The following is an 18157-nucleotide window of genomic DNA, read 5'->3' on the forward strand; positions in this document are numbered from 1 at the left end:
TCAGCGGTTAAAAAAGCGTATCAAATGGCGGTTTCACTAAGAAGCGGCACATCTGACTAATGTGCCGCCTGCTGGAGATTCGTTTTATCGAACAGATTCGCCTGTTTTGGGATCGATCTTGATTTCGACCTTTGCCCCATTCTTCATAAAATATTCGATTTCATAATAACCGCGATCATTCCAATCGACTTCATCAATATATTGCACATCGGCTGTTTGCTCGATTTTGGCGATTATCTCGGATAGCTTTGCGCCTTCTGGCGCGGCTGCAAAAGCGCCGACGGAAGTCGCAGTGAGAAGAATGGCTGCAAGCATGGTGCGCATGAAGAACTCCTTTGATCGTTACAACCTCTAGGTAAGGCCGCAAATTCACTAATCAAGGATACGCTTAGCTGGATCTCTTATTGCCACGAGCCGAAGTGTGTCTGCAGAAAGCAGCCAAACACGAGGAAGGCCGCTATGGCCAGGGCGATCAAGAGTATTTTCATTTTTTGATCATCCGCATTGTTCAGATCACATACAAGAAAACTGTATGTGATCTGAAGCTGTCAGATAGACCGCCTTAAGGAAATGATTTCGATCAACGGTTACGATTATCGACCGAAAATGCGCCAGCGCCAGTTGCGACGAGCGTCAGGAATACGAAGCAGAACAGAATTGCCGCATCGCCACCATTCGCAACTGGGAAGAAGCTTTTCGGAAAATGCGCCATGAAATAGGCAAAAGCCATATGACCCGATAGGATGAAGGCGACAGGACGGGTGAACCAGCCCAGCAAGATCAACGCGCCGCCAACAACCTCCAGCAAGGCTGATGCGATTTGCAATGCAGACAGGCTATCAGGGCCGGCAATAGGAAAACTGAATGCTTTCTGCGTGCCATGCTCGATATAAAGCAATGCCGTCACAATACGAAGTATGCCAATGGCATGAGGTTGATATTTGTTGAGCGAGCTGGTTTCTGCCATTAGTTTCTCCAAACATGAGTTTAAAATTCAACAAACCCATGAAGCCGGAAACAGGAAGAAATGCAAGCAATTGCTAATTAGAAATTGCGGGTGATGTCAGCGACAACGAGATTGTCCCAACTTCACATCAAACTGGCGCGGACCGACCATCCCATTTTTCATAGACTTTGAAACGATCGTCGCTCTTACGGAACAAGGGCCAGCAATCACCTGATACTGATCTTCTTTTTGATAGATGACCTTGCTGATCGGGTAATTCGGAATGGCTTGTGCAACCGCTTCAATAACAGCGTTCAGTTCTTTTGCGCGCTGAAAATTTGGTGCAAGCGCCGCATAGGATACATGGGTCGCAGCCAATAAAGAAACTGCGCCGAGCATGAGTGTTAACCGTGCCATTGCAATCTCCATCCAATAGCAAGTGAGTTACATTGGAGCGGGTAGCGGGAATCGAACCCGCGCATTCAGCTTGGGAAGCTGACAAGCTACCATTACATCATACCCGCCCGCCGTGGTGATAAGGTAACATCAAGTCAGAGCGTTTTCATAATTGAAATTGATGGTATTCGCGACACTCAGTTTAATCCTGGTGCATTCATTAAAAGCCGTAAAAAGAATTCATCTCGTTTCCCCATTGATATCCGAGAATCCATCGCCATTTCCGGTGTTCGATAATTCAACTTGAATATTCAATGGGTAGTTTATGGCCATAGCTTCCAAGCGCCGAGCATTGCTGATCGTCAACCCGAAAGCCCGAAATGGTAAAGGGTTCAGCGCTGATATGCGCGCGATTCTGGAGCGAGGCGGGATATCACTGGTAGAGAAGACTGCAAAAAGCGACGAAACAATTTCAGATGTCATTCTTGGCAATCGCGATGTTGATTTGGTGATTGTCGGCGGAGGCGACGGTACACTCAATGCAGCCGCAAAAGGACTTATGGAAACGAAACTGCCACTGGCTATTCTGCCCTTAGGTACCGCGAATGACTTTGCTCGTACGATTGGCATCCCCGCAGACCCAACGGAAGCCACGCGCCAATTACTGAATTATCAGCAACTCCCCATCGATCTGGGCGAGGTCAACGGTCATCTCTACTTCAACGTCGCAAGCATCGGTTTTAGTGCTGAATTGGCGCAAAAACTCAGTGCCGATGCCAAGAAGAAATGGGGCAAGCTTGGCTATGCCATCGCCGCTAGCCGTATTCTGATGAGATCCGAGCTTTTCACGGCCTATCTTGAACATGACGGCATAACCGAAAAGATAAAGACGCTTCAGGTGTCGGTTGGAAATGGCAAGTTTTACGGCGGCGGCATGGCTGTCGAAAAAGATGCAGCCATTGACGATGGAAAGCTCGATTTTTATAGCCTCGAAGTCGATCATTGGTGGAAGCTGTTGCGGCTTCTGCCAAGTCTTCGACAGGGTACCCAGTCCAAATGGGATGATGTGCGTGCATTCCCTACGACGGAAGTCATCATACGCACCAAAAAACCACGCCCAGTGAATACCGATGGCGAGCTCTCGACCTGGACGCCGGCTCATTTCCGCCTGCACCGCAAAGCAATAGAAGCATACCGGCCAGCATCGTTTTAAGATGAGATAAAAAATGGCCCGCTCTCATGGAACGGGCCCAATTCATGACGTTAGGTGACTGGCTCGGAGGTCATAAGAGCCGTATAAGTAACGGCTCAACTCCGGGATTGTTCCCGGACTAGAAGAAAAAGTACCAGATAAACAGCACTACAATAAAAGGCACGCCAAGAAGCCAAAGGATAAGTGCACGGAACATTTTATTTCTCCTTCATGTTGAAAAATCAACGCGCTAGAAGCACCAAAGTTCCCTGTTCGTTGAGACAGATATTTAACCATCCACAACGACTCAATTGTGGGATTTGCAAAAGCTTTAATGATCCGTCAATAATTCGGTGACATCACTAATTCCTAATAGATATTTTCGATCGACTGGTCGTGTGTAGAGTTGCGGGCGTGTGGCGTATGAGTTCGAACCGGTGGCAAAACCGTGCTGGAAACGTAGGGCTATCGATTAAGCGTGAAAAACGCGGATCGACTGCAATGTTGACATTCATGGCATTAGCCGTGGCGCTCGCGGGTTGTGCAAGCGCCCCTCAACCGAAGTCATCGAAGAAAAAGCACCCCAAAGAATATTTTGCCGAATCCAAATATGGCGTCAAAGCCAGCCCTCGCGTTACCAATGTTCAAGGGAAGCCTCTGCCTCGCGGCGGTGGGCGCAACCAGATCGGTCAACCCTATCAGGTCAAAGGCCGTTGGTATTATCCAAAAGAAAACAAGAACTACGCCTCGACAGGCCGCGCCTCTTGGTATGGCAGCGCTTTTCATGGCCGTCTGACCGCCAATGGCGAAATCTACGACATGACGCATCTGACGGCAGCGCATCCAACAATGCCGCTGCCAAGTTATGCGCGTGTCACCAACACTTTCAATGGCAGCTCCATCATTGTTCGCGTGAATGATCGTGGGCCATTCGAGCGTGATCGCGTTATCGATCTGTCGCAGAAGGCTGCCGAAATGCTGGATTATCAGCATCATGGTACCGCTGATGTGAAGGTTGAATATGTTGGGCGTGCGCCACTTGATGGGCAGGATGATGCTTATCTGATGGCGTCTTACCGTTCAGGCAATGGCGATCCTATCGGACAGCCAGCCACGGGCGTCATGATGGCCATGAATGCGCCGACACCAACACCTGCGGGTATTGCAGCCATGCCGGTTCCACAGTCTTCGCCATTTGAAGTTAATCCCGCTTATGGCGATGGTGAATTGCCGTTGCTTCCTGCCAACGTTCCAGTTCCATCACAGCGTCCGGCTGGCAGCTTTGGCGTCGCCACAGCAGCGCGTATTGGCGGTCTTGGCTATGCGTCGGATCGCCTGGCTGCATCAGCCTATGCAGAAGAGCGTACCTATGGCAGCATCCTGACAGCAAACGCTGTTTCCGATGCATGGAAGCGTCGCAATACGGAAGATCAGCGTGAATATGTCGAAATCGGCATGTTTAACTCGCTGGAAGATGCGATGAAGCTCGAAAAATCTCTGCCTCGCTCTGCGCGCGTTACGCGCACAAAAATACCGACAGAGCAGGGTGATATTTACGAGCTGACAGCTTTTGCCGAAAAGGGCAATAACGACGATCTGCTTCGCGCTGCATGGAAGGCTGGAGCGACCGACGCCTTTGTCGTTCGTGCGGACTGATTTCGGCCAGAAACGCCGCTTAGCTTCGTCAAAGAAGAAGCATGACGGGTGTAAGATGGGGCGTTTCTCGATAAGCATAAAGCTTGCATCGGCGGTTGCCGCTGCCGTTTTAATAGCCGCACCGAGCTATGCGCAGACGGTGCAGGCAGGCTTTGCAACGAAAGCGCCACATGTGCTTTTGTTAGACGACAAGAGCGGCACAGTTCTTCTTTCAAAAAATCCGGATATGAAAGTCCCACCGGCATCACTTGCCAAGCTGATGACAGCGGAAGTTGTCTTTGAGGCGCTTGAAAAAGGCAAAACGACACTCGAAACCACCTATCCGGTTACTGAATATGCCTGGCGTACCGGCGGGGCGCCGTCCGGCACATCGACCATGTTTGCTGCCATCAAATCCACCCCGACCGTTGCCGATCTTCTTCAGGGCATGATCGTGCAGGCGGCCAATGATGGCGCCATCATTCTCGCCGAAGGCCTGTCTGGTAGTGAAGGTGCTTTTGCTCAAGCAATGAATGAGCGTGCGAAAGAGCTTGGTTTGACTAGCTCGAATTTCGTGAACTCCACCGGATTACCCGCTCCTGGACAAACGGTGACGCTGTCGGACCTGATAAAACTCGCGCGCCACATCCACAGCGCTCATCCGGAACGCTATAAATATTACGCGCAAGAAGCGTTTACCTGGAACAAGATCATGCAGCGCAATCGAAACCCGCTTTTGCGGCTCGATATCGGTGCTGATGGCATGGGAACGGGTTACACTGAAGCGTCCGGTTATGCGCTTGTTGGATCGGCCGAACAGAACGGGCGTCGGCTTTTCCTGGCGATGAGTGGTCTAACAAGCATTAAAGAGCGTGAAGAAGAGGCCAAAAAGCTCATTCAGTGGGGCATGACTTCGTTCGATACCGTCGATATTTATGCGGCTAATGAAGAGATCAGCACGGCGCAGGTTTTTGGTGGTTCGGCGTCCAGTGTTCCGCTGAAAGTGAATGCTGACGTTGAATTGTTGCTCCCCAAGGAAGGGCGCGACAAGCTGAAAGCGCGTATTACATATCAGGGACCGCTCAGTGCGCCTGTTTTGGCAGACACGGAGGTCGGGACGCTGCAGTTTGAACTGAATGGCAATGTCGTTCAGCAAATGCCACTTTACACGGCGCAGGAAGTACCTGTTGGTACGCTATCGCAGCGAGCGATGGGCGCAGTCATGGAACTCTCAACCGGTTGGTTGAGGAAGTATCTTTAACGCGCTTCCTGAAAAGTGCGCACCGGTTTTCGGATGTGATGCGCGTTAGAAGAGATATCTGGCGTGCTGATCTGATGTAATCAGATCGAAAAGCGGTCCAGATACTCGACCTTGTGAATAAACGCCGTTAAATAGATTAAGAGCCTGAACAGGCGATAATTCAGTTTGCGGAAGTCAATTTGACCGGATTATTCATTACATTCGAGGGTGGGGAAGGCGCGGGTAAATCAACCCAAATCGCCTTGCTGGCAGAGCATTTGCGCGCTCTTGGGCTTGATCCATTGATAACACGCGAACCCGGTGGTTCTGCGGGTGCAGAGGCTGTTCGCCATGTGATTCTGAGCGGTAATGCCGAAAACTATGGTCCGGCCATGGAAGCATTGCTGTTTGCCGCCGCGCGTGCCGATCATGTTGATCAGCTGATCCGTCCTGCGCTTGCTGAAAACCGCATTGTGCTTTGCGACCGCTTCATCGATTCGAGCCGCGCCTATCAGGGTGTTACAGGCAATCTCAATGCCACCTATATGGCGGCGATCGAGCGTATCGCCATTGACGGCGCCATGCCTGATCTCACGATCATGCTCGATATTCCTGCGGAAAAAGGTCTTTCACGAGCCAATAGGCGGCGAGGGGCTGACGAGGCGGACCGTTTCGAGAAAGAAGCGATTGCTGTGCATGAAGCGCGCCGTCAGGCGTTTCTTGCCATTGCAAAAGCTGAACCCGACCGCTGCAGGGTCGTCGATGCGGACCGCGCTCAAGATGTAATTTCTGCCGACATCATCGCCATCGCTGATGAAATTTTGAAGAAAAGAGGTCTTCTGTGATCGAAGAACTCGATGTCCCAAAAGCCCATGATTCCATTGAGGGTGTCGCCGAACCGTCGGCAAGCGATTATCTCACCGGCCATAGTGAAATCGCAGCTTTTCTCGCGCAAGCCTATCGCGAAGGCCGTATGCATCATGCGCTGCTTTTTGAGGGCGAGCAGGGTATTGGCAAGGCGACGCTGAGCTTTCATCTGGCAGGCCATATGCTGGCCCATGCAGATCAGGCACTTGCCCCTGAAACTATAGGCGTACCTGATTTCAGTAAGCCACTCTGGCGACAGATCGCAGGCGGTATGCATCCAGCTGTGCTGCATATCAACCGCCCCTTTGATCAGAAGACGGGCAAGTTTAAAACCGGTATTCCCGTTGAAGAAATTCGCCGTGTTACCCATTTTCTGACCCGCACGGCATCTGACGGCGCATGGCGTATTGTGATTGTCGACCCCGCCGACGACATGAACCGCAACGCTGCCAATGCGCTTCTCAAAACGCTGGAAGAGCCGCCAGCCCGCGCAATCTTCATTCTGATTTCGCATTCGTCGGGACGGTTATTGCCGACGATCCGTTCACGCTGCCAGAGCATCCAGTTCAAGCCACTTGCGGATGAACCACTCACCAATGCATTGGAACATATAGGGCCAAGTGTTGGCCTTGATGCGGGTGACATCACGCCAGCGTTGCTCACGCGTTCAGAAGGCAGCGTGCGCAAGGCGTTGCTGCTTGTGGCGCATGGTGGGCTGGAAATATCCGATACGGTTGATGCAATCTTGCAAGGGCAGAATTTCGACCTGCCGAAAGCACAGGCGCTATCAGGTGTTCTCAATGGCCGTGAGGCGGAGGTTCAGTATGAGCTGTTCCGCGATTATCTCATGAGCCGGATCGCCGATGAAGCTCGCCGCTATGCAGATTCGGGCCAACTGCGCGAAGCCGATCAGTGGTCACGCTACTGGAGCGAACTGACACGCGAAATTTTCAATGCCGAGACCTATAATCTCGACCGCAAGCAGGCCGTTATGATCCTTTTGGAAAAAACGCATCGTGCTTTTCGATCTGGCGTGCCTCCGCTTACGTGACATGCCGACTTAGTTGCGTTATGTCACCGCTAACGTTTTTTAAACATCACACTTGAAGAAGCCGGATTTCTGATGAGCCGCGAAAAATTCTACATCACCACCGCGATTGCTTACCCGAATGGCAAGCCGCATATCGGCCATGCTTATGAGTTGATTGCGACCGATGCCATGGCGCGTTTTCAGCGTCTGGATGGTAAGGATGTTCACTTCCTGACCGGCTCGGATGAACACGGCATCAAGATGTTGCAGAGCGCGCGCAAGGAAGGCATCACGCCCCGCGAACTCGCAGATCGCAACACGGCTGCTTTCCAGCGCATGGGTGAGTTTCTGAACAGCTCGCACGACGATTATATCCGCACCTCGGAAGAACGCCACTACAAGGCCAGCCAGGCAATCTGGCAGGCAATGTCGGCCAATGGCGATATTTATAAGGGCGGTTATGCGGGCTGGTATTCAGTTCGTGATGAAGCCTATTACGGCGAAGAAGAAACTGAGTTGCGTGCGGACAATGTTCGCTACGGTCCACAGGGCACGCCGGTCGAATGGGTTGAAGAAGAAAGCTATTTCTTCCGCCTGTCGAATTATCAGGACAAGCTCCTTGAACTCTATGAAAACAATCCCGGCTTCATTATGCCTACGGAGCGTCGCAACGAGATCGTTAGCTTCGTAAAGTCGGGCCTGAAGGATCTGTCAATTTCGCGCACGACGTTCGACTGGGGTATTCCTGTTCCGGGCGATGAAAAGCATGTCATGTATGTGTGGGTCGATGCGCTGACCAATTACATTACCGCACTCGGCTATCCTGATACGACTGACGAGAAGTGGGCTTACTGGCCTGCGGATGCGCATATTATCGGCAAGGATATTTCGCGTTTCCATGCGGTTTACTGGCCTGCATTCCTGATGTCGGCGGGCGTTCCCCTGCCAAAGCGCGTATTCGCGCATGGCTTCCTGTTCAACCGCGGTGAAAAAATGTCGAAGTCTCTCGGCAATGTCATCGATCCGTTTGAACTGGTCCAGCGCTACGGCCTTGATCAGCTGCGTTACTTCCTGATGCGTGAAGTGCCGTTCGGTCAGGATGGCAGCTACAGTCACGATGCAATCGTCAACCGCACCAATGCCGATCTCGCCAATGATCTTGGCAACCTCGCACAACGTTCGCTGTCGATGATTGCAAAGAACTGCGAAGGCAAGGTTCCGGTTCCTGGTGCATTCTCAGATGCTGACAAAGCCATTCTCGATCAGGCTGATGCTGCATTGGAAACCGCGCGGAAAGCTGTCGGCGATCAGGCATTGCACATCGCCCTCGGGGCTATCTTTGCCGTTGTTGCGGAAGCAAACCGCTATTTTGCGGGGCAGGAGCCTTGGGCGCTGCGCAAGACTGACATGGAACGGATGGGCACAGTGCTCTATGTGACGGCAGAAGTGATCCGCCGCGTTGGCATCATGGTTCAGCCTTTCATTCCGCAGTCGGCAGAAAAGCTGCTCGATACTCTGGCAATCCCGGCAGATCAGCGTCAGTTCTCTGACGTAAGCGCACATCCGCTTGTCGGTGGCGCAGAGCTGCCTGCACCGCAGCCGGTTTTCCCGCGCTATGTGGAAGCGGAAGAACAGAACTGAGCTGAATATGCTGGTTGATAGTCACTGCCATCTCGACTTTGCGGACTTCGAGCCCGAGCGCGACGCTATTGTAAGCCGCGCGCTCGACGCCGGCATCAAACGCATGGTCACGATTTCAACGCGAGTGCGCAAGTTCGATACGATCCTCGCACTGACCGAGAAATATGATTCAGTCTATTGTTCGGTTGGTACGCATCCGAACAACGCACATGAAGAGCTGGATGTTACTGCCGACGATCTCGTGCGGCTGGCAGAGCATCCGAAAGTTGTCGCCATAGGCGAGGCGGGGCTTGATTATCATTATGATTATGCGCCGCCAGAAGCCCAACGTCAGGGCTTCCTCGTGCATATTGAAGCTGCACGTCGTACGCAGTTGCCACTTGTGATCCACGCACGCAGCGCGGATCAGGACATGGCTGACATTCTGGAATCTGAGACAGCGAAGGGTGCATTTCCCTTCATCCTGCATTGCTTTTCGTCAGGACGCGCTCTGGCCGAAAAGGGCGTCGAGCTGGGCGGCTACGTGTCATTCTCGGGCATTCTGACTTTTAAGAACTCGGCTGATATTCGCGAAATAGCACAGATTGTTCCGCGTGACCGTTTGCTGGTTGAGACTGATGCGCCTTATCTTGCGCCTATGCCGCATCGCGGCCAGCGCAATGAGCCTTCATTCGTGCAGCACACAGCAGCCGTGTTGGCTGAAACGATTGGTGTAAGCCGCGAAGAAATCGCTGACATTACCAGCGAAAATGTCTTCCGGCTTTTCTCCAAAATGCCAAAGCCTGCCGGGGAATAATCATCGTGGTATCGCCTCGCAATTGTCTGCGTTTCACAATTCTCGGGTGCGGTTCGTCTCCCGGTGTGCCACGCATCAACGGTGATTGGGGCAATTGCGATCCTGAGAATCCAAAGAACAAGCGCCGCCGCGCGGCTTTGCTTGTTGAACGGTTCGACGCCGACGGGAACAGCACGGTCGTTGTCATCGACACGGGCCCGGATTTCCGGGACCAGATGATTGATGCCAACGTGCCGTCGCTTGACGCTGCTGTTTACACGCATCCCCATGCCGACCATATCCACGGCATCGATGACTTACGAACCTATGTCGTTGAAAACCGGCGATTGATGGATGTGTATGCCAACCGGCTGACACGCAACCGCCTGTTTGAAGCCTTCGGCTATTGTTTTGAGACGCCAGTGGGATCGAGTTATCCGCCGATCCTTTCGATGCATGATATTATGGCAGAAACAGCATTCTCGATCAGGGGGGCGGGCGGCTCGATCCGCTTTGAGCCATTTATGCAGGTGCATGGCGATATTGAATCGCTTGGCTTCCGCATTGGCAATGTCGCTTACTGCACGGATGTCAGTGCGTTCCCGGATGAGAGCCTGAAATATATCCGCCATGCCGATGTGCTGATTATTGGTGCGCTGCAATATCGCCCGCATCCAAGCCATTTCTCGTTAGAACAGGCGTTGGAATGGATCGAATTCTTCGGACCAAAACGCGCAATTCTGACCCATATGCATGTGCCGCTCGATTACGACACGGTTATGCGGGACACGCCTGATCACGTAGAACCCGGCTATGACGGCTTGCGATTTGAAGTGCCTCTTTAGAAAGAAAAAGCCCGCTGCGAATTTCGCAGCGGGCTTTTTTCATTGATACGCAACGGTATCAGGCAACAGAGCCCTTAACCGGGAATGGCATCACATTGCTTTCTTCAGCTTCTCCGTTCTGAGCCTTTTCAGATTTGTCTTCAAGCTGCAGACCGCCAGCACGAAGCAGGTCGGAGAAGCGGCCACCACGCGCAGCCAGTTCATCGAAGCTGCCGCGTTCGACCAGATGACCTTTGTCCATGAACAAGACAATATCGGCAGAACGGACGGTCGACAGACGGTGCGCGATAATGAAGGTCGTGCGGTTCTGGCTTAGATCATCAACAGCCTGTTTGACCTTTTCTTCTGTCTCGACGTCAAGCGCACTGGTCGCCTCGTCGAGTACCAGGATTGGTGAATCTTTCAGGATAGCGCGGGCAATCGCCAGACGCTGACGTTCACCACCCGAAAGCTGCGAACCACGTTCACCGACCACTGTATCGTAGCCATTGCCCTTCGCAAGAATGAAGTCGTGGGCAGCAGCAGCCTTGGCAGCAGCATGAACCATTTCATGAGACGCATCTTCATTACCGACGCGGATGTTTTCTTCAACCGAACGATTGAACAGACCGGCATCTTGAAACACGGTTGCAATGGCATGGCGTAGCGAACGACGGCTGACAGTACGTGTATCGGTGCCATCAATCAGGATGCGACCAGCGGCAGGATCGAACACGCGCTGAAGGATATTGATCAGTGTGGTCTTACCGGCACCTGTAGGACCAACAATAGCGACGGTCTGTCCCGGTTTCACTTCAAACGAAACGTCATAGACGCCCTGACCCGAATTCGGGAATTCGAAGGTCACATTGTCGAACACAATGCCACCCTTGACGTTTTCAAGATCGGTTGCGCCTTGCGGTTCCTGACGGTCGGCCGTCGCGTCTTCCATCTCGAAGAATTCTTCAAGCTTGGCACGGGCGGTCACAGTCTGGTTGATGAAGGCGCTGATCTGGTCAAGACGACCGATCATCAGCTGCGCAAAGCCGATAAAGGCAATCACGTCACCAACGCGCATCTGACCCTTGGTCACAAAATATGCGCCAAGCAAAAGCACGATAACCATCGAGAAGGTCGAGGCCATACGGTTAAGACCGCTGGCGAGGGCCCACCAGTTGAGAACCGGGAACTGGACGTTTTCGAGGTTTTTGGCATAGGTACGCAGGGCCTGCGTTTCAGAGGCAATGCGGTTATAGCTCTGCACCACCGAAACATTGCTGATCGTGTCGCTCACATGCTCGAACAGCTTGTGGTGATGCTTTTCAACGGCGGTCTGGCCATCTTTAGTCTTACGCATGACGAGCTGGCCAATCATCACATAGATGACGCCGAGCACGATAAGAACCATGGACATGCGAAGGTCCATGCTCATTGCAACCGGAATAAGCGCGCCCAGAGCCACAATCGTGGTCAAGTGCTGACGCATGAATTCAAGCCAGAGAGTGAAGAGCGAGTCTGTCGCGCGGATCAGCGTATGCAGTGCATTCGACGTACCGCGCTTCTGGTGCCAGGAAAGTGGCATGGTGATGATGCGCTCATAGGAGTCTATCATCACGCCCAGACGGCGACGATGGGCGAGGCGGTCAGCCCCACGCGCAACGAAGACTGCTGCAATGATGTTAAACCCGCCAAGAGCGGCCCACATGGCGAGCTGCGTAACGATATCTCCCTTGTCGGAGATAGCCTGAATTACCCGACCGAAAAGGATCGGTTCGGCCAGCATGACAAGGGCAACCAATACGCTTGCTATACACATGGTTATGGTTGCGGCTTTCTCAGCCGCAAGATATTCCATGGCACGCCAGTAGATTTTGAGCAATGACACCTTCGGACTCCCGCTCGTTCTATTTCACTGGACTAAATGGTGCAGTCCCGTTGTTCTATCAATATGCAATGACGGCAAGAAGTGGCGATTGGGTGTCAAGGTTGACCATAAATTAAAAATAGATGTAACCGACCGTGAAGAGTCTAAGGCAGTTTTGTTACAGTGGCAGATTGTTGTTTTCGTCGATTATGCCTAGCAATCCGGCCTTGGCGCGTCTATTGACAGATTTAAAGCGCATTCCGGCGACCGGCTCACGGTTACGGCCTGTAAGACGCACCAGAGACAGGCACGCGAAGCTCGTGCCCCTAAGAAGTATTGATCGGGTTTTCCATGGCAGGCGTTGAACAAAAGAATGTGGCTGCAGACGAGACGGGTATGCGTCTTGATCGCTGGTTCAAGGTCCATTTTCCCGGACTTGGGTTCGGACACCTGCAGAAACTGCTGCGTTCCGGACAGGTTCGCGTGGATGGCGGTCGCGTAAAGGCAGATACACGTCTGCAGGCAGGCCAGTCGGTCCGTATTCCGCCATTGGGCGTTGATGAGAAGGCCACCGGTCCTGTAACTGCGCGCACCATTCGCAGTCAGGAAGATGGTGATGTCCTCAAGCAGATGTTGATTTATGAAGACGCGAAGGTCTTTGTTTTCAATAAGCCTGCGGGTCTGGCAGTGCAGGGCGGTTCCGGCCTTGTCCGTCATGTGGACGGTATGCTTGAAGCATGGCGCAATAAGAAGGGTGAAAAGCCTCGCCTCGTACATCGTATTGACCGAGATACTTCGGGCTGCCTTGTTGTTGCAAAGACACGCGGTGCTGCACAGGCTCTGACCGCTGCATTCCGCGAACGTGACACCAAGAAAACCTACTGGGCACTTGTGAAGGGCGTTCCACGCAAGCGCGAAGACAAGATTTCAACTTGGTTGGTCAAAGAACAAACGCCGGATGGCGATAAGATGCGCGTTTGCCAGCATGGTGAACCGGATTCCGATCATGCCGTCTCTTATTACAGGATCATCGAGAAGGTCGGTAACAACCTGACGTGGTTGGAAATGGAGCCTTACACGGGCCGCACTCATCAGCTGCGCGTTCATGCAGCGCATATCGGTCATCCAATCATCGGCGATCCAAAGTATTTTGAAGCTGACCAGAACTGGGAGTTCCCGGGCGGCATTCAGAAGAAATTGCACCTTCACGCCCGCCGCATTCGCATCCCAAATCCATCGGGTGGCACCATTGATGTCACGGCACCGCTGCCACCGCATATGGTGCAGTCGTGGAACTTGCTTGGCTTTGATGAGGCAGACGCGGAAGAATAAAGATGTCGGCTACGGGGGGAGGATCGGTTCAGGGCCGGGTGTCGTTCGACGGGCTGGCAATTGCCCTCGTCATGTTCATCATGTTCACCTGGGGGCTTAACCAGGTTGCCATCAAGATAGGCAATCGCGGCTTTAATCCCATGCTCATGGCCGCAGGTCGTGCAGCTTTAGGCGGCCTTTGCGTTTTTCTCTGGTGTTACTGGAAGCGCATTCCGCTGTTTGGCCGTGATGGCACACTGAAGCCGGGTATTCTGGCCGGTCTTCTTTTTGGTGTCGAATTTGTTCTGATCTTTCTGGCGATGGAACTGACCAGTGTGGGACGTGTCACGCTGATGATGAATGTCATGCCGTTCTGGGTAGCCATCGGCAGTCATTTTCTTTTGGGCGAACGAATGTCCATGCGTGCCTTCATAGGCATGTGCGTGGCGTTTCTTGGTGTTTTCGTGGTCTTTTCAGATCATATCAGCCGTCCCGGCCCCAATGCGGTCTACGGCGATCTGCTCGCACTGATTTCCGGTATGCTTTGGGGAATGACTACACTCGTCATTAAGCGGTCGAAGCTTGCAAGTGCTGCGCCTGAGAAGACGTTGCTTTATCAGCTTGCCGTGGCAGCACTCGTGCCGTTGCCATTCATGACTTTGAGCGGACCATTGATCCGCGATCCCGATATGCTCTCGGTTCTGTCATTTCTATTTCAGTCAATGTTCGTGGTAGCTGTGACATATCCATTGTGGTTCTGGATGGTGCGTCGCTATCCGGCGTCCAAACTGTCCAACTTTGCATTCCTAACGCCAGCTTTCGGCGTACTCCTCAGCGGACTGCTGCTCAATGAACCACTAGGTTGGAAAATCTTTGCGGCACTCGGTCTGATCGGGCTAGGCCTCATTATCATCAATCGACCAGCAAAAGCCGGAGCCGCCCGATGAAACTCGTTCTCTTTGATTGTGATGGCACGCTTGTCGATAGTGGTGACACTATTCACCATTGCATGGTCGCCAGCTTTGTTGACGCTGGACTTGTTCCGCCTGAAATCGAGCAGACCCACTCAATCATCGGTCTTTCTCTTCCAATCGCCATTGCGCAGTTGCTCGGTCGCGAAGTTGACGAACAGGCGCACTGGCTCACGCAGCGTTACAAGGAAAACTTTGTAAAGTACCGTCAGAAACCTGATTTTGCAGAGCCGCTTTATGACGGTATTCTGCCACTTCTGACTGAGCTTGGCAGTCGCGATGATTTGTTGTTAGGCATCGTTACCGGTAAGTCGCAGCGTGGCGTGCGTTCGATTTTCGAACGTCATGGCATTGGACATCATTTCATGACCGTTCGTACCGCCGATGATTGCCCGTCCAAGCCTCATCCGGCTATGGTGCTTGAATCCTGTGCCGAAATGGGGATAGAACCAGAGCGAACAATCGTGATCGGCGATGCGATTTACGATATGCAAATGGCTCGTTCAGCGGGTGCGCGTGCCGCTGGTGTTTCGTGGGGCTATCATAAGCCTAACGCACTGAAAGATGCAGGCGCCCATTATGTCATGAACAAGCCTGAAGAGCTTCATGCGATTCTGCATGAAATGGATGCTTTCGCATCCTGACCTACAATAATTGGATATTATTATGCGCGACACTCTGAGCGATCCCCAAGCTGAAATGCCGATTTCGCAAACCGACCCGGTAAAGCGCTCTCAGGAATTGATGCGCACACCGCTGCCAAAGCGCTTTTATGAAAAAGCTGAAGTTGCCGAAACCGAAGGCGGGTTCACCGTGCATCTCGATGGTCGTCCGGTCAAAACACCGGCACGGGCTGTTCTGCTTCTCCCAACAAGCGAAGCTGCGGAAATTATTGCGGAAGAATTCCGTGCACAGGTGGAAGTTATAGATCCTTCCAAAATGCCTGCAACGCGTTTGGTGAACACCGCGATTGATGGCATTGCTCAAGATCCGCAGGCGGTTTTCGAAGACATTCTGCGTTTTGCCGGAACGGACATGATCTGTTACCGCGCCGCAAGCCCGAAAGAGCTTGTTGCTCGCCAGACCGAGCAATGGGACCCGCTGATCGATTGGGCTGAGAGCCTTGGCGCACGTTTTGCGCTTGCAGAAGGTGTGATGCATGTCGAACAGTCACGTGAAGCAATTTCAGCTTTCGGCATTCATCTGTCGGAATTCAAGAATCCTATTGCGCTGGCATCGCTCCACACGATGACCACGCTGACCGGCTCCGCACTGATTGCATTGGCAATTGCCAAAGGTGAAGTCTCTGTCGAAGACGGTTGGAACCGTGCCCATCTCGATGAAGACTGGACCGTCGAACATTGGGGCGAAGATGCTGAAGCGCAGGCACGTCGTAAGACGCGTCTAGGCGAAATGATGGTCGCAGCCCGCGTACTTCAAGCGCTCTAGTTATTATTTATCTAATAGCTGTAACAAACTGTATAAAAAGAGAAAACCCGGCTTTCGCCGGGTTTTCTTTCGCGCGCCTTCTGGCACGTCGTTCCCCTCGGTAACTCAAGCGCATCCCCAAAATCGTAAAACGGTTTTCGCATAAGAGGCGCTTTAAAGAAGTAACCGGAGCGCGTGGCAATCTCTGATTGCCACGCGCAATCCCGATTAAACCGAGTAGTACATATCGAACTCAACCGGATGCGGCGTTGTTTCATAACGCAGCACTTCAGCCATCTTGAGTTCGATGAAGCTATCGATCTGGTCGTCCTCGAATACGCCACCAGCCTTGAGGAATTCGCGATCCTTGTCGAGCGCCTGCAGGGCTTCACGAAGCGAACCGCAAACGGTTGGGATCTTCTTCAGTTCCTTTGCAGGCAGATCGTAGAGATCCTTGTCCATGGCCTGGCCCGGATGAATCTTGTTCTTGATGCCATCAAGACCAGCCATCAGCAGCGCTGAGAAGCAGAGATATGGATTTGCTGATGGATCCGGGAAGCGAACTTCAAGACGCTTCGACTTCGGCGACGAACCGAATGGAATACGGCAGGAAGCAGAACGGTTGCGAGCCGAGTAAGCCAGCAGGACTGGAGCTTCATAGCCAGGGACCAGACGCTTGTAGGAGTTGGTCGATGGGTTGGTGAATGCGTTCACAGCCTTGGCGTGCTTGATAACGCCGCCGATGAAGTACAGGCAGTTTTCCGACAGACCGGCATATTCATTGCCAGCGAAGGTTGGCTTGCCGTCTTTCCAGATCGAGAAGTGAACGTGCATACCCGAGCCGTTGTCGCCGAAAACTGGCTTTGGCATGAAGGTTGCAGTCTTGCCGTAGGCATTGGCTACCTGATGCACGACATATTTCTGGATCTGCATCTTGTCGGCGTTGCGGACGAGCGTGTCGAATTTTGTACCCAGCTCGTGCTGAGCTGAAGCCACTTCGTGGTGATGCTTTTCAACCGTTACGCCCATTTCCGTCAGAACGGTGAGCATTTCGGAGCGCATGTCCTGAAGACTGTCCACTGGTGGAACAGGGAAGTAACCACCCTTGACGCGTGGGCGATGGCCCATATTGCCGGTTTCGTAATCGGTATCATCGTTCGATGGCAGTTCGGTCGAATCGAGCTTGAAGCCGGTGTTGAACGGATCGACCTTGTACTTGACGTCATCGAATACGAAGAATTCAGCTTCCGGGCCGACGTAAACAGTGTCGCCAATGCCGAGCGACTTCATGTAGGACTCAGCCTTCTTTGCAGTCGTGCGTGGATCGCGGCCATAAGCTTCACCCGAAATCGGATCAAGAATGTCGCAGAGAATTACCAGTGTGGACTGAGCAAAGAACGGATCAATGTGAGCCGTTTCCGGATCTGGCATGAGAACCATGTCGGATTCATTAATAGCCTTCCAGCCACCAATCGAAGAGCCGTCGAACATGACGCCATCTTCAAACATCTCTTCATCGATCAGGCCGACATCCATCGTAACGTGATGCAGTTTGCCTTTTGGGTCTGTGAAGCGGAGGTCAACAAACTTGACGTCGTTGTCTTTGATCTGTTTCAGAATGTCATTGGCAGTCGTCATTTTGGTATCCTGTTTGCACGACGATGGTCGGTAGACTTGGTTTCGTTAGATCGCGTCCACGCCGGATTCGCCGGTACGGATACGGATAACTTCTTCGATATTGGAGACGAAAATCTTACCGTCACCAATGCGGCCCGTCTGGGCTGCCTTGCGGATAGCTTCAATGGCGCCATCGACGGTTTCGTCGGCGACGATGACTTCGACTTTCACTTTTGGAAGAAAATCGACGACATATTCCGCGCCACGGTAAAGCTCGGTATGGCCCTTCTGTCGGCCGAAACCCTTGGCTTCAATTACAGTAATACCCTGCAAACCAACTTCCTGAAGGGCTTCCTTCACTTCATCGAGCTTGAAAGGCTTAATGATGGCTTCGATCTTTTTCATCAGAGAATTGTCTCC

18 protein-coding genes and 1 tRNA gene are annotated in these 18157 nt (G+C 52.5%); 12 read left to right on the plus strand and 7 right to left on the minus strand.

Annotated elements, in window-relative coordinates; genetic code table 11:
* Positions 1-84 precede the first annotated feature (84 nt).
* From ABWV94_RS02655 to ABWV94_RS02670, 4 genes are all read right to left on the minus strand, one after another.
* Positions 85-324 carry a PepSY domain-containing protein gene (locus ABWV94_RS02655; protein ID WP_007874862.1) on the minus strand — a complete coding sequence of 80 codons (240 nt, stop codon included), beginning with the start codon at positions 322-324 and terminating at the stop codon, positions 85-87.
* 256 nt (positions 325-580) lie between these two features.
* Entirely contained in the window at positions 581-967 is a 387-nt protein-coding gene (locus tag ABWV94_RS02660; protein WP_007874863.1) for a DoxX family protein, read from the minus strand.
* 96 nt (positions 968-1063) lie between these two features.
* A complete protein-coding gene (locus ABWV94_RS02665) occupies positions 1064-1363 on the minus strand; it encodes a hypothetical protein (protein ID WP_113498792.1) in 300 nt (99 codons plus the stop codon).
* Positions 1364-1396: 33 nt separating this feature from the next.
* Positions 1397-1470, minus strand: a tRNA-Gly gene (locus ABWV94_RS02670).
* Between the two features lie 197 nt (positions 1471-1667).
* Between ABWV94_RS02670 and ABWV94_RS02675 the strand changes: the two genes are divergently transcribed.
* From ABWV94_RS02675 to ABWV94_RS02710, 8 genes are all read left to right on the plus strand, one after another.
* Complete coding sequence (locus tag ABWV94_RS02675; protein WP_064320585.1) at positions 1668-2555, plus strand: lipid kinase; 888 nt, start codon at positions 1668-1670, stop codon at positions 2553-2555.
* A gap of 402 nt (positions 2556-2957) precedes the next feature.
* Positions 2958-4190 (plus strand): septal ring lytic transglycosylase RlpA family protein, encoded by a 1233-nt coding sequence (locus ABWV94_RS02680; protein WP_113498794.1) that lies wholly within the window; start codon positions 2958-2960, stop codon positions 4188-4190.
* 55 nt (positions 4191-4245) lie between these two features.
* The gene (locus ABWV94_RS02685; protein ID WP_113498796.1) at positions 4246-5430 is read left to right on the plus strand and encodes a D-alanyl-D-alanine carboxypeptidase family protein; all 1185 of its coding nucleotides are present in this window, start codon (positions 4246-4248) and stop codon (positions 5428-5430) included.
* Positions 5431-5609: 179 nt separating this feature from the next.
* Positions 5610-6254, plus strand: a complete 645-nt coding sequence (tmk, locus tag ABWV94_RS02690) for a dTMP kinase (RefSeq protein WP_113498798.1) — start codon at positions 5610-5612, stop codon at positions 6252-6254.
* Complete coding sequence (locus tag ABWV94_RS02695; protein WP_113498800.1) at positions 6251-7327, plus strand: DNA polymerase III subunit delta'; 1077 nt, start codon at positions 6251-6253, stop codon at positions 7325-7327. Before tmk ends, ABWV94_RS02695 begins: the two co-directional genes overlap by 4 nt.
* Before the next feature lie 72 nt (positions 7328-7399).
* Positions 7400-8947, plus strand: a complete 1548-nt coding sequence (gene metG / locus ABWV94_RS02700) for a methionine--tRNA ligase (RefSeq protein WP_113498802.1) — start codon at positions 7400-7402, stop codon at positions 8945-8947.
* A gap of 7 nt (positions 8948-8954) precedes the next feature.
* The gene (locus tag ABWV94_RS02705) at positions 8955-9743 is read left to right on the plus strand and encodes a TatD family hydrolase (RefSeq protein ID WP_113498803.1); all 789 of its coding nucleotides are present in this window, start codon (positions 8955-8957) and stop codon (positions 9741-9743) included.
* A gap of 5 nt (positions 9744-9748) precedes the next feature.
* The gene (locus ABWV94_RS02710; protein ID WP_113158565.1) at positions 9749-10567 is read left to right on the plus strand and encodes an MBL fold metallo-hydrolase; all 819 of its coding nucleotides are present in this window, start codon (positions 9749-9751) and stop codon (positions 10565-10567) included.
* A gap of 58 nt (positions 10568-10625) precedes the next feature.
* On the opposite strand, the gene ABWV94_RS02715 is transcribed toward ABWV94_RS02710, so the two are convergent.
* On the minus strand, positions 10626-12431 hold the full coding sequence (locus ABWV94_RS02715) for a glucan ABC transporter ATP-binding protein/ permease (RefSeq protein ID WP_353412577.1): 1806 nt from the start codon (positions 12429-12431) through the stop codon (positions 10626-10628).
* Positions 12432-12761: 330 nt separating this feature from the next.
* Here ABWV94_RS02715 and ABWV94_RS02720 point away from each other — a divergent pair, with 330 nt between their 5' ends.
* Genes ABWV94_RS02720 through ABWV94_RS02735 form a run of 4 tightly spaced genes read left to right on the plus strand, consistent with a single transcriptional unit; the run spans position 12762 to position 16141 of the window.
* Complete coding sequence (locus ABWV94_RS02720) at positions 12762-13742, plus strand: RluA family pseudouridine synthase (RefSeq protein WP_064320594.1); 981 nt, start codon at positions 12762-12764, stop codon at positions 13740-13742.
* A 2-nt stretch (positions 13743-13744) separates the two neighbouring features.
* Positions 13745-14668, plus strand: coding sequence for a DMT family transporter (locus ABWV94_RS02725; protein ID WP_007874901.1), 924 nt, complete (start codon positions 13745-13747; stop codon positions 14666-14668).
* The gene (locus ABWV94_RS02730) at positions 14665-15336 is read left to right on the plus strand and encodes an HAD-IA family hydrolase (protein WP_113498807.1); all 672 of its coding nucleotides are present in this window, start codon (positions 14665-14667) and stop codon (positions 15334-15336) included. Before ABWV94_RS02725 ends, ABWV94_RS02730 begins: the two co-directional genes overlap by 4 nt.
* Before the next feature lie 22 nt (positions 15337-15358).
* A complete protein-coding gene (locus ABWV94_RS02735; protein WP_064320597.1) occupies positions 15359-16141 on the plus strand; it encodes an ATP12 family chaperone protein in 783 nt (260 codons plus the stop codon).
* A gap of 207 nt (positions 16142-16348) precedes the next feature.
* On the opposite strand, the gene glnA is transcribed toward ABWV94_RS02735, so the two are convergent.
* Together glnA and ABWV94_RS02745 are read right to left on the minus strand one after the other, a co-directional pair.
* A complete protein-coding gene (glnA, locus tag ABWV94_RS02740) occupies positions 16349-17758 on the minus strand; it encodes a type I glutamate--ammonia ligase (RefSeq protein WP_007874907.1) in 1410 nt (469 codons plus the stop codon).
* A 45-nt stretch (positions 17759-17803) separates the two neighbouring features.
* A complete protein-coding gene (locus ABWV94_RS02745) occupies positions 17804-18142 on the minus strand; it encodes a P-II family nitrogen regulator (RefSeq protein ID WP_007874909.1) in 339 nt (112 codons plus the stop codon).
* Between the last annotated feature and the right edge of the window lie 15 nt (positions 18143-18157).

This window comes from Brucella sp. NBRC 12953 (assembly GCF_040369775.1).
Classification (GTDB): Bacteria; Pseudomonadota; Alphaproteobacteria; order Rhizobiales; family Rhizobiaceae; genus Brucella; species Brucella pseudogrignonensis.